Here is a 12,186-nt window from a genome sequence, read left to right as displayed (position 1 = left end):
CGATGGTTTCGCTGAAAGACAGCCACTTCGATCTGTTTCACCTGCCGGCGCAATTCGCGCTCGACGAGGCTGCGCTCGACAGCGCGTATCGCACCGTGCAGACGCAGGTCCACCCGGACCGTTTCGCGGCGGCCGGCGACGCGCAAAAGCGCATCGCGATGCAATGGGCGACCCGTGCGAACGAAGCCTACCGCACGCTGCGCGATCCGCTGAAACGCGCGACCTATCTGCTGTCGCTGCGCGGCGTCGACATCGGTGCCGAAAACAACACCGCGATGGAGCCCGCGTTCCTGATGCAGCAGATGGAGTGGCGCGAAGGCATCGAGGATGCCGCTGCCGCCCGCAACGTCGATGCGCTCGATGCGCTGCTCGCCGAATTGCGCGACGAAAAGCGCGTGCGCCTCGAGCGCCTCGGCACGCTGCTCGACAGCGCAGCCGACCAGGCCGCCGCCGAAGCCGTGCGCCAGCTGATGTTCATCGAACGGGTCGCGTCGGAAGTGGGCGCGCAGATCGAGCGCCTCGAAACTTAACCGCGTGCCTCGCGGCACGCGCAGCAAACGGGCCGAGCGCCCGAACGAACCAAGATGGCTTTACTGCAAATTTCCGAACCGGGCATGGCGCCGGCGCCGCACCAGCGGCGACTCGCTGTCGGGATCGATCTCGGCACGACGAACTCGCTCGTCGCGGCCGTGCGCAACAGCGTGCCCGAAGTGCTGCCGGACGAGGCGGGCCGCGTACTGCTGCCGTCGGTGGTCCGTTATCTCGAGAAGGGCGGCCGCCGCATCGGTCACGAAGCGAAGGAGCAGGCCGCGACCGATCCGCGCAACACGATCGTGTCGGTCAAGCGCTTCATGGGCCGCGGCAAGGCCGAGGTCGAAGGCGCGGCGAACGCGCCTTACGAATTCGTCGATGCACCGGGCATGGTGCAGATCCGCACGATCGACGGCGTGAAGAGCCCGGTCGAAGTGTCGGCCGAGATTCTCGCGACGCTGCGTTACCGCGCGGAAGACACGCTCGGCGACGAACTGGTCGGCGCGGTGATCACGGTGCCCGCATACTTCGATGACGCGCAGCGCCAGGCGACGAAGGACGCCGCGCGTCTCGCGGGCATCAACGTCCTGCGCCTGCTGAACGAACCGACCGCGGCCGCGATCGCCTATGGTCTCGACAACGCGGCCGAAGGCCTCTACGCGGTGTACGACCTCGGCGGCGGCACGTTCGACCTGTCGATCCTGAAGCTGACCAAGGGCGTGTTCGAAGTGCTGGCCGCGGGCGGCGATTCCGCGCTCGGCGGCGACGATTTCGACCACGCGCTGTTCGGCCACGTGCTCGCGCATGCCGGCATCGATGCGAAGGCGCTTGCGCCCGAGGACGTGCGCCTGCTGCTCGATCGCGTGCGCGTGCTGAAGGAAGCGCTGTCGTCCGCGCCGCAGGCGTCGCTCGACGTGACGCTGTCGAACGGTGCCCGGCTCGAGCAGACGATCTCGCACGACACGTTCGCCGCGCTCGTCGAGCCGCTCGTGCAGCGTACGCTGACGCCGACCCGCAAGGCATTGCGCGACGCGCAGGTAACGCCGGCCGACATCAAGGGTGTCGTGCTGGTCGGCGGCGCGACGCGCATGCCGGTGATCCGCGAGGCGGTCGCGAAGCATTTCGGCCAGCCGCCGCTCGTCAATCTCGACCCCGACCAGGTCGTCGCGCTCGGCGCGGCGATCCAGGCCGACCTGCTCGCCGGCAATCGCGGCAGCGGCGACGACTGGCTGCTGCTCGACGTGATCCCGCTGTCGCTCGGCGTCGAGACGATGGGCGGTCTCGTCGAGAAGATCATTCCGCGCAATTCGACGATTCCGATTGCGCGTGCGCAGGAATTCACGACCTTCAAGGATGGCCAGACCGCGATGGCGATCCACGTCGTGCAAGGCGAGCGCGAGCTCGTCGCCGACTGCCGGTCGCTCGCGCGCTTCGAGCTGCGCGGCATCCCGCCGATGACGGCCGGTGCGGCGCGCATCCGCGTGACTTACCAGGTCGATGCGGACGGGTTGCTGTCGGTGTTCGCGCGCGAGCAACATTCGGGCGTCGAGGCGTCGGTCGTCGTGAAGCCGTCGTACGGCCTCGCCGACGACGACATCGCGAAGATGCTCGAAGACAGCTTCAAGACCGCCGAGATCGACATGCGGGCGCGCGCGCTGCGCGAAGCGCAGGTCGAGGCCGAGCGGATGATCGAGGCGACGCAGGCGGCGCTGGCGACCGACGGCGAATTGCTCGATGACGCCGAACGCACGCAGGTCGACGCGCTCGTCGCGGCGCTGCGCACGATCGCGCAGGGCGACGACACGGACGCGATCGAAACCGCGACCAAGACGCTGGCCGACGGCACCGACGAATTCGCGGCGCGCCGGATGGACAAGAGCATCAAGCGCGCACTGTCGGGCCGACGGCTCGACGAGATCTGAACGAAATGCACGCGGGCCGGCGACGGCCCGCGCGATATTGAACCGTGCGGCGCCAGCCGCCGCACCCTGACTGACGGAACGGACATGCCTCAACTGGTGGTGCTGCCTCACGTCGAACTGTGCCCGGACGGCGCAGTGATCGACGCGACGCCCGGCAAGAGTATTTGCGACAACCTGCTCGACAACGGGATCGAGATCGAGCATGCATGCGAGAAGTCGTGCGCATGCACGACCTGCCACGTGGTGATCCGCGAGGGCTTCAACGATCTCGATCCGTCCGACGAGGACGAAGACGACCTGCTCGACAAGGCATGGGGCCTCGAGCCGACGTCGCGCCTGTCGTGCCAGGCAATCGTGAAGGAAGATTCGGACCTGGTGGTCGAGATCCCGAAGTACTCGATCAACCACGCGAAGGAAAATCACTGACGGACCGGCGGGGCGGACTCGCCGCGTACACGGGAGAGCAAGTCATGAAATGGACCGATTCGCGCGAAATTGCCATCGCGCTGGCAGACAAGCATCCGGAGGTCGATCCGCAGAAGATCAATTTCGTCGACCTGCGCCAATGGGTCATCGATCTGGACGGCTTCACCGACGACCCGGCGCACTCGGGCGAGAAGATCCTCGAAGCGATCCAGGCCCACTGGATCGATGAATCCGACTTCGACGACGAAGACTGAGGTTCGCGCTGGCGCCCCGCGCCATGTGGCTCCGGCAAGGCTCCCGCAAAAAGAAAAGGCTCGTGATGCTTCACGAGCCTTTTTCATTTCCGGCACGGCGCAAGGGCTGTCCGGCGATGCGTCAGGCGTCAGGCGCCGACCAGCGTCCCGTTCTCGATCCGCACGCGCTGACCCTGGCCGAACGGCGGCGGGTTGTGGTACGTGAACGTGCGCGTCGCGCCGCTTTCCATCTGGACCTGTACCTGGTAGTCGGTTTCCGCGCGCACCTGCTTCTCGACCTGGTTGCCGGCGAGACCGCCGCCGAGCGCGCCGATGATCGTCATCGCGGTGCGGCCGTTGCCGTGACCGAACTGGTTGCCGAGCAGGCCGCCGGCCGCTGCGCCGCCGACCGCTCCGATCCCCGAACTCTGACCCGGCGTACGCGTCTGCGTGATCGCGACGACCGTGCCGCAGGTCTGGCAATAGGCCGGCTGCGCGGGCGCGGACGGCTGCTGCGCGTATTGCGGCGGTTGCGGCGCCGGCGTATGGCGGCGGTGCGTGGCTGCCGGGCGCGGCGCGGGCTTCGGTTCGACCTGGGCTGCCGCGGCCTTCTCGGCAGCCGCCTTCTGCTGCGCGGCCTGTTCGGCTGCCTGCTGTTGCGCCTGCGCGGCGAGCGCGGCGCTGGCTGCAGCGGCCGTATCGACGGCCGGCTGCGACGCGATCAGCGCGGCCTGGGTCTGGCCGTTCTGCGCGTTATTGCTGTTGGCCTTCGGGAAGATGCCCGTGATCGCTGCAGTGGCCGCGAGGCTCGCGACGATCACGGCGCCTGCCGCGGTCGCGATAAGCGGGTGGAGGCGTTGCTTTTGCGGGGTGGTTTGATTCTGGTTGTCCATTTTGTTCTCCGGTGTCGACCCGGCGTCGCACGTTGGCGCTGGCCGGATCCCACGCTCGGGAGCGAGCAGACTTGGCGTTCCGGCGCCGCGTTCTGGTCCCGTGGTCATGCGTGGTGACGCAACAGGAGTGTCGTCCACGGGCGAGGGTCGCACCGTATCAAGGTGTAACGAATTGCAGCGGGGAGCGGGCGGGCGTTATCGGGAAAACCCGGAGAGGGCCGTCGCGACGAGGGGATAAAACGGGGGAGGATCGAAAGCCGTCGAACGCCGGCGAGCGGGATTTACGCGTGGTTACAAAGCTGACGCGTGCGCCGCGGGGCGCGGCGCACGCGGGGGGCGGTCAGTCTTCGCGGCGCAGGTGCGGGAACAGCAGCACGTCGCGAATCGTCGGGCTGTCGGTCAGCAGCATCACGAGACGGTCGATGCCAATCCCGCAACCACCCGTCGGCGGCATCCCGTGTTCGAGCGCGCGGATGTAGTCGGCGTCGAAGAACATCGCTTCCTCGTCGCCTGCATCCTTCTGCTCGACCTGCTTCTTGAAGCGCGCGGCCTGGTCTTCCGGATCGTTCAGCTCCGAGAAGCCGTTCGCGATCTCGCGGCCGGTCATGAACAGTTCGAAACGCTCGGTAATGCCCGGCACCGTATCCGATGCGCGTGCGAGCGGCGACACCTCGACCGGGTAGTCGATGATGTAGGTCGGCTCCCACAGCTGCGATTCGGCGGTTTCCTCGAACAGCGCGAGCTGCAGCGCGCCGATGCCGGCGTTCAGGAAGGCCGGCTGCGACACGTCCACGCCGAGGCGCTTCAGTTCGGAGCGCAGGAACGCGTCGTCCGACAGCTGGCCGTCGGTGTACTGCGGCGCGTACTTCTGGATCGCCTGCGTGATCGTCAGGCGGTGGAACGGCTTCGCGAGGTCGAGCTCGCGCCCCTGGTACTGGATCGTCGCGGTGCCGAGCGCATCGATCGCCGCCTGGCGGATCAGCTGCTCGGTGAAGTCCATCAGCCAGCGGTAGTCGGTGTACGCGGCGTAGAACTCCATCATCGTGAATTCCGGGTTGTGGCGCGGCGACACGCCTTCATTCCGGAAGTTGCGGTTGATCTCGAACACGCGTTCGAAGCCGCCGACGATCAGGCGCTTCAGGTACAGCTCCGGCGCGATACGCAGGAACATCTGCATGTCGAGCGCGTTGTGGTGCGTGACGAACGGCTTCGCCGCGGCACCGCCCGGGATCGGGTGCAGCATCGGCGTTTCGACTTCCATGAAGTCGGCGTTGTCCATGAACTTGCGGATCGACGCAATGGTCTTGGTGCGCGCACGGAACGTGTCGCGCGTTTCCGGCGTGACGATCAGGTCGACGTAGCGCTGGCGGTAGCGCATTTCCTGGTCGGCGAGGCCGTGGAACTTGTCCGGCAGCGGACGCAGCGCCTTCGACAGCAGGCGCAGCTCCTTGCACTGGACCGACAGCTCGCCCTTGTTGGTGCGGAACAGCACGCCGCGTGCGGCGACGATGTCGCCGAGGTCCCACTTCTTGAACGCGTCGTAGGTTTCCGTGCCGACGTCGTTCGGCGTCACGAAGAACTGGATCTGGCCCGAACCGTCCTGCACCGTCGCGAAGCTCGCCTTGCCCATCACGCGCTTGAGCATCATGCGGCCGGCGACCGACACCTCGACCGGGTTCGCCTCGAGCGCGGCCTTGTCCGAGTCGGCGAATTTCGCCTGGAGATCGGCGGCGTGATGCGTCGGCCGAAAATCGTTCGGATAGGCGACGCCTTGCTCGCGCAATGCGCGCAGCTTCTCGCGGCGCTCGGCGATGATCTGGTTTTCGTCCGCCGCGACGGCGGGCTGCGTTTGGGTCGGTTCGGTCATGATGGTCGGAATTCGGAGTGGGTGCGGCAACGCAACGGGAAGGGCGGCGCGACCGGAGAGGCCGCGCCGCGGCGCTTACACGCCCTGTTTGAGGCTCGCGCTGATGAAGTCGTCGAGATCGCCGTCGAGCACGGCTCGCGTGTTGCTCATTTCGACGTTCGTACGGAGGTCCTTCACGCGGCTCTGGTCGAGCACGTACGAGCGGATCTGGTGGCCCCAGCCCACATCGGTCTTGCTCGATTCGAGCTTGTCCTGCTCGGCCTGGCGCTTGCGCATTTCGGCTTCGTACAGGCGCGACTTCAGCATGGCCATCGCTTCGGCACGGTTGCGGTGCTGCGAGCGGTCGTTCTGGCACTGCACGACGATGCCGGTCGGCATGTGCGTGATCCGCACGGCCGAGTCGGTCTTGTTGATGTGCTGGCCGCCGGCGCCCGAGGCGCGGTACGTGTCGATGCGCAGGTCGGCCGGGTTGACTTCGACTTCGATCGAGTCGTCGATTTCCGGATACACGAACACCGACGAGAACGACGTGTGGCGGCCGCCCGACGAGTCGAACGGCGACTTGCGCACGAGGCGGTGAATGCCCGTTTCGGTGCGCAGGAAGCCGTATGCGTATTCGCCCGTGACCTTGACCGTCGCGTTCTTGATGCCGGCGACGTCGCCGTCGGATTCTTCGAGCACTTCGGCCTTGAAGCCCTTGCGCTCGCAGTAGCGCAGGTACTGGCGCAGCAGCATCGAAGCCCAGTCGCACGCCTCGGTGCCGCCGGCGCCGGCCTGGATGTCGATGAAGCAGTTGTTCGGGTCGGCCGGGTTCGAGAACATCCGGCGGAATTCGATGTCGCCGACGCGCGCTTCGAGCTTCTTCGCGTCGTCTTCGGATGCGATGAGGGTGTCTTCGTCGCCTTCCTCGCGTGCCAGCTCGAACAGGTCGAGCGCATCGCGCAGGTCGCTATCGAGTGCCGTCAGCGTCGTGACGACGCCTTCGAGCAGCTTCTTCTCGCGGCCGAGTGCCTGGGCGTTCTTCGAATCGTTCCAGACGTTCGGGTCTTCGAGTTCCTTGTTGACTTCGGTCAGACGCGCAGATTTGGCGTCGTAGTCAAAGATACCCCCGAAGCTCGCCCGCGCGCGTGCGCAGGTCGAGCAGGGAGCTTTCGATCGCGTTGAGACGTTCCGCTTCCATGATCGTTCGCTATTCTTGCTTCGTAAAAAAGCGGAATTATAGCCGATCGGCGGGGTTTCCCGGTGACGCGGAACGTGCTTGCATGCGCGCCGCGGCCGAGCGTTCGGTGCGGCGCGCATGCGGCCCGCGAGTGCCGCGGGCCGGTTGGCCGGGCGGGCGGCGTTCAGCCGGCCGCGTGTTCGACGATCAGCTGGACGCGCGTCACGCCGTTCCACGTGTCGGCCACGAGGCGGTACGCGATCAGCGCGCTCGCCGGCAGCGGCTCGGTGTGATTGAACCAGATCGCGTTGAAGCGCTGGCGGCCGCGCGCCAACTGCAGCTTCAGGTGCTTTTCCTTCACGAGTGACTGCGACACGACGTCGAATTCGCCGGAGAAAAGCGGGGCCGGAAAACCCTGGCCCCAGACGGCTTCGTCGAGCAGCCCGACGAACTGCGGCGTGAAATACGCTTCCTCGAGTTCGCCGTCGGTCTCGATCACGCGCGCCAGCGCGTCGTCGGACAACCACTCGCGCGCGACGGCCTCGAACGCGGCCGCGAAGCGCGGCACGTTGCCGGTGTCGAGCGTAAGGCCGGCCGCCATCGCGTGGCCGCCGAACGCGACGATCAGGTCGGGTTCGCGCTTCGACACCAGGTCGAGTGCATCGCGCAGGTGGAAGCCGGGAATCGAGCGGCCCGAACCTTTGACCCGCGTGCCGGCTTCGTCCGCATGCGCGAACGTGAACGACGGGCGATGGAACTTCTCCTTGAGCCGCCCGGCGACGATGCCGATCACGCCCTGGTGCCATTCGGGGTTGAACAGCGTGATCGTGCATGCGTCGGCCGGATCGACGTCGGCGAGATCGGCGAGCGCCTGCTGCTGCATGCCGGCCTCGATCTCGCGGCGCTCGCGGTTCATCGTGTCGAGCTGTTGCGCGAGGTCCCATGCGCGGCCGATGTCGTCGGTGATCAGGCACTCGATGCCGAGCGACATGTCCGACAGCCGCCCGGCGGCGTTCAGGCGCGGGCCGAGGCCGAAGCCGAGGTCGAAGCCCGACGCGGTGCGCGCCTCGCGGCCGGCCGCGCGGAACAGTGCGGCGATGCCCGGCTGCATGCGGCCGTTGCGGATGCGCTGCAGCCCCTGCGCGACGAGCACGCGGTTGTTGCCGTCGAGCCGCACCACGTCGGCGACGGTGCCGAGCGCGACGAGGTCGAGCAGTCCGTCGAGGCGGGGTTCGGCCTCCTTGCTCGCGAACGCGCCGCGGCGGCGCAGCTCGGCGCGCAGCGCGAGCAGCACGTAGAACATCACGCCGACGCCGGCGATGTGCTTGCTCGGGAACGCGCAGCCAGGCTGGTTCGGGTTGACGATCGCGCGCGCGGCGGGCAGCGCGTCGCCGGGCAGATGGTGGTCGGTGACGAGCACATCGATGCCGCGCGCGTTCGCGGCTTCGACACCCGCGACGCTCGCGATCCCGTTGTCGACGGTGATCAGCAGGTCGGGCTTGCGCGCGGCCGCGAGTTCGACGATTTCGGGCGTGAGCCCGTAGCCGTATTCGAAGCGGTTCGGCACCAGGTAGTCGATCTGCGTGCCGAACATCCGCAGGCCGCGCACCGCGACTGCGCAGGCGGTTGCGCCGTCGCAGTCGTAGTCGGCGACGACCAGCAGGCGCCGCTTGTCGGCGATCGCGTCGGCGAGCAGCGCCGCGGCGTCCGCGCAGCCTTTCAGTTCGGTGGGCGGGACGAGGCGCGCGAGGGCCGTCTCGATGTCGGTCGGGGACTGCACGCCGCGCGACGCATACAGGCGCGCGAGGACGGGATGCAGGCCGTGGCGCGCGAGCGCTTCGGCGTCGGCGGGCGCGACGGGGCGGGTAACGATCCGGGTCATACAGGTCGGGTTATTCGAACAGGGATGCCAGCGCGCGGCGGCGCCAGAACTTGCGCAGGTCGCCGCGCGTCGCGTGCAGCGTCACGGAGCTGGTGTCGCCGCACAGCGTGAAATCGACGCCGGCCAGCTCGCCGTTCTGCAGCGCGGCGAGGGACGGCGCGAACCAGTCGCGCTCGAGCGCGGCGAGCGCATCGTGCCAGCGTGGCCAGTCCTGCTCGATGTACGGGGCGGACAGCGTGGGCAGCTCGACGAGCGACGCGCCGGCGGCGGCGGGCAGTGCGTCGAATGCGGCCGGCACGGCGCCGGCATCGGTTTGCGCCGCGCGCGCGAGGCCGAGCGCCGCGGGCGACGCGGACAGCACGCGTGCGAACGGCTTGCCGACCGGCTTCAGCGTGCCTTGCGCATGGAACCAGATCGAATTGACGGCGGGCAACCCGCGCGCTTCGCGCGCTTCGTTCACCGGATGCTGGAACCATGCCATCTGCACTTCGTTCTGCAGCTTCATCCACATCCGCGAGCGTTCGCCGGTGTGCGCCTCGTGCGGCAGCCAGATCTCGATGTTGCGGCCGCTCGCGCGCAGCGGCGCTGCGCCGGCGAGGCGGGCGAACTGCTCACTGGACAGGTACCAGCGCGCTGGCTGCGGCGCCTCCAGTCGCACGCCGAGCTCCTCGATCAGCGGGCGCGCGACTGCCAGCAAGGCGGCTGCGTCGCCGTCGTCGAGCGCGAGGCTCGCCGGGTCGACGAGCACAAGGTGATCGTGCGCGATTTCGACATGGACGGGCTCGACGCACGCCCAGGCCTGGGTACCCGGGTCGCCGCCGTCCGCCAGCAGCATGTAGGGTGCGAGCGGCGCCTCGTCGGCGGCGTTGCCCTGGGTCGCGCCGAACTGGCGGGCCAGCCAGCGCTCGTGCGGCAGCGTGCGCTGGAAGTCCTCGCCTGCCACGCGCTCGACGAGGTTGGCGCGGGCGAGCAACTTTTCGAGCGCGGGGCTGTCCAGCGTGTGCAGGGACGAGGCCGCATCGGCCGCCGACGGCAGCGCGAACGGAACGAGAAAATGGAGGCGTCGGTCGTGCATGATGGTGCGCATTGTATGGCAAACTGCGCGCGTGATCGGGCCGGCGGACGGCCCGATTGCGTCCGGCGACCGTTTTTTCGGCCGTGCCCGGGCGGCCGGCCGCCGCCGGACGGCGCTCCGGCCACGGGCCGCCATCCCCGCCGTAACCAGCAGAAAGGATTCGCTTGAAACTTCCGTACGAATGGCAGATCGGCTGGCGCTACACGCGCGCCGGCAAACGCACGACCGGCAACGGCTTCATTTCCTTCATCGCACTGGTGTCGATGCTCGGGATCGCGCTTGGCGTCGCGGCGCTGATCGTCGTGCTGTCCGTGATGAACGGCTTCCAGAAGGAAGTGCGCGACCGCATGCTGTCGGTGCTCGCGCACGTCGAGGTGTTCTCGCCGACCGGCTCGATGCCCGACTGGCAACTGACCGCGCAGGAAGCGCGGCGCAATACTTCGGTGGTCGGCGCGGCGCCGTACGTCGACGCGCAGGCGCTGCTCACGCGCCAGGACGCGGTGAGCGGCGTGATGCTGCGCGGCGTCGAGCCGTCGCTCGAACCGCAGGTGTCGGACATCGGCAAGGACATGAAGGCAGGCCAGCTCGCCGCGCTCGTGCCCGGCCAGTTCGGCATCGTGCTCGGCGACGCGCTCGCCGGCAACCTCGGCGTGACGGTCGGCGACAAGGTCACGCTCGTCGCGCCCGAAGGGACGATCACGCCGGCCGGGATGATGCCGCGACTCAAGCAGTTCACGGTGGTCGGCGTGTTCGAGTCGGGCCACTACGAATACGACAGCACGCTCGCGATGATCAACATCCGCGACGCGGAGGCACTGTTCCGGATGTCCGCGCCGACCGGCGTGCGGCTGCGGCTCACCGACATGCAGAAGGCGCCGCAGGTCGCGGTCGAGCTGTCGCATACGCTGTCGGGCAGCCTGTACATCCGCGACTGGACCCAGCAGAACAAGACATGGTTCTCGGCCGTGCAGATCGAGAAGCGGATGATGTTCATCATCCTCACGCTGATCATCGCGGTGGCCGCATTCAACCTCGTGTCGTCGCTCGTGATGACGGTGACCAACAAGCAGGCCGACATCGCGATCCTGCGCACGCTCGGCGCGCAGCCCGGCTCGATCATGAAGATCTTCGTCGTGCAGGGCGTGACGATCGGCTTCGTCGGCACCGCGTCGGGCGTCGCGCTCGGCTGCCTGATCGCGTGGAGCATTCCGTGGCTGATCCCGATGATCGAGCATCTGTTCGGCGTGCAGTTCCTGCCGCCGTCGGTGTACTTCATCAGCGAGCTGCCGTCGGAGCTCGTCGCGGGCGACGTCATCAAGATCGGCCTGATCGCGTTCGTGCTGTCGGCGGTCGCCACGCTCTATCCGAGCTGGCGCGGCGCAAAGGTGAAGCCGGCGGAGGCGCTGCGCTATGAATGATCGCGCGACCGCATTGGCGGATTCACGACAACCCATCAGACAGGATTCGGCAGGTATGCAGGAATACGTGCTTCAGGCGCGCGGGATCACAAAGGCGTTCGTGCAGGGCGGCTTCAACGTGCAGGTGCTCAACAACACCGAATTGACGGTGCGGCGCGGCGAGAAGCTCGCGATCGTCGGCGCGTCGGGCTCCGGCAAGAGCACGCTGCTGCACGTGCTGGGCGGCCTCGACGAACCGAGCGCGGGCGAAGTGTCGCTGCTCGGCAAGCCGTTTACGCAACTCGCCGAGCGCGAACGCAACGAGCTGCGCAATCGCGCGCTCGGCTTCGTCTACCAGTTCCATCACCTGCTGCCGGAATTCACCGCGCTCGACAACGTCGCTATGCCGCTGCGCATCCGCCGGATGACGACCGAGGACGCGCGCGCGCAGGCACAGGCGATGCTCGAACGCGTCGGTCTCGGCCCGCGTGCGAAGCACCGGCCGGGCGAGCTGTCGGGCGGCGAGCGGCAACGCGTGGCGATCGCGCGCGCGCTGGTGACGAAGCCCGCTTGCGTACTCGCCGACGAGCCGACCGGCAACCTCGACGGCACGACCGCCGACACGGTGTTCAACCTGATGCTCGAACTGTCCGAGACGCTCGAAACGAGCTTCGTGATCGTCACGCACGATCCCGAGCTCGCGGCGCGCTGCGACCGCATCATGCGCCTGCGCGACGGCGTGCTGCACGAGGAGCCGGCGCTGCCGGTGTGAACGAACGCCCCGCCGTGCCGCCGGGCGAG

11 protein-coding genes are annotated in these 12,186 nt (G+C 67.9%); 6 read left to right on the top strand and 5 right to left on the bottom strand.

Features of this window, described 5'->3' with window-relative positions; translation table 11 throughout:
- Window positions 1–2: 2 nt before the first annotated feature.
- The 4 genes from hscB to iscX all read left to right on the top strand — a co-directional run bounded on the left by hscB (window position 3) and on the right by iscX (window position 3,133).
- Window positions 3–530 (top strand): Fe-S protein assembly co-chaperone HscB, encoded by a 528-nt coding sequence (gene hscB, locus DIE08_RS21645; protein ID WP_034176899.1) that lies wholly within the window; start codon window positions 3–5, stop codon window positions 528–530.
- A gap of 54 nt (window positions 531–584) precedes the next feature.
- Window positions 585–2,453: a Fe-S protein assembly chaperone HscA gene (hscA, locus tag DIE08_RS21640; RefSeq protein WP_124903495.1), complete on the top strand. Its 1,869-nt coding sequence runs from the start codon at window positions 585–587 to the stop codon at window positions 2,451–2,453.
- Window positions 2,454–2,537: 84 nt separating this feature from the next.
- Window positions 2,538–2,879, top strand: coding sequence for an ISC system 2Fe-2S type ferredoxin (fdx, locus tag DIE08_RS21635; RefSeq protein ID WP_059464189.1), 342 nt, complete (start codon window positions 2,538–2,540; stop codon window positions 2,877–2,879).
- A gap of 44 nt (window positions 2,880–2,923) precedes the next feature.
- Complete coding sequence (gene iscX, locus DIE08_RS21630; protein ID WP_124903493.1) at window positions 2,924–3,133, top strand: Fe-S cluster assembly protein IscX; 210 nt, start codon at window positions 2,924–2,926, stop codon at window positions 3,131–3,133.
- 128 nt (window positions 3,134–3,261) lie between these two features.
- Here the strand turns inward: iscX and DIE08_RS21625 are convergent, their stop codons facing one another.
- The 5 genes from DIE08_RS21625 to DIE08_RS21605 all read right to left on the bottom strand — a co-directional run bounded on the left by DIE08_RS21625 (window position 3,262) and on the right by DIE08_RS21605 (window position 10,000).
- Window positions 3,262–4,005 (bottom strand): glycine zipper 2TM domain-containing protein, encoded by a 744-nt coding sequence (locus DIE08_RS21625; protein ID WP_124622326.1) that lies wholly within the window; start codon window positions 4,003–4,005, stop codon window positions 3,262–3,264.
- 340 nt (window positions 4,006–4,345) lie between these two features.
- Window positions 4,346–5,872, bottom strand: coding sequence for a lysine--tRNA ligase (gene lysS, locus DIE08_RS21620; RefSeq protein ID WP_124622328.1), 1,527 nt, complete (start codon window positions 5,870–5,872; stop codon window positions 4,346–4,348).
- 75 nt (window positions 5,873–5,947) lie between these two features.
- Window positions 5,948–7,052 (bottom strand): peptide chain release factor 2 gene (gene prfB, locus DIE08_RS21615; RefSeq protein WP_105787638.1). Its coding sequence is split into 2 segments (ribosomal slippage): window positions 5,948–6,970 and window positions 6,972–7,052, totalling 1,104 coding nucleotides; the frame shifts between segments, so codons are not numbered across the junction.
- A 163-nt stretch (window positions 7,053–7,215) separates the two neighbouring features.
- On the bottom strand, window positions 7,216–8,913 hold the full coding sequence (gene recJ, locus DIE08_RS21610; RefSeq protein WP_124903491.1) for a single-stranded-DNA-specific exonuclease RecJ: 1,698 nt from the start codon (window positions 8,911–8,913) through the stop codon (window positions 7,216–7,218).
- A 10-nt stretch (window positions 8,914–8,923) separates the two neighbouring features.
- Window positions 8,924–10,000 (bottom strand): regulator, encoded by a 1,077-nt coding sequence (locus DIE08_RS21605; RefSeq protein WP_185715885.1) that lies wholly within the window; start codon window positions 9,998–10,000, stop codon window positions 8,924–8,926.
- A 152-nt stretch (window positions 10,001–10,152) separates the two neighbouring features.
- On the opposite strand from DIE08_RS21605, the gene DIE08_RS21600 reads away from it, so the two are divergent.
- Together DIE08_RS21600 and lolD are read left to right on the top strand one after the other, a co-directional pair.
- Entirely contained in the window at window positions 10,153–11,406 is a 1,254-nt protein-coding gene (locus DIE08_RS21600) for a lipoprotein-releasing ABC transporter permease subunit (protein ID WP_059608400.1), read from the top strand.
- A gap of 55 nt (window positions 11,407–11,461) precedes the next feature.
- Window positions 11,462–12,157 carry a lipoprotein-releasing ABC transporter ATP-binding protein LolD gene (lolD, locus tag DIE08_RS21595; protein ID WP_124903487.1) on the top strand — a complete coding sequence of 232 codons (696 nt, stop codon included), beginning with the start codon at window positions 11,462–11,464 and terminating at the stop codon, window positions 12,155–12,157.
- Window positions 12,158–12,186 lie beyond the last annotated feature (29 nt).

Origin of the sequence: Burkholderia sp. Bp9004, from assembly GCF_003858025.1 — a bacterium.
GTDB lineage: Bacteria > Pseudomonadota > Gammaproteobacteria > Burkholderiales > Burkholderiaceae > Burkholderia > Burkholderia diffusa.
The sequence above is the reverse complement of the archived record's forward strand: the minus strand, read 5'-3'. Positions and strand labels throughout refer to the sequence as shown.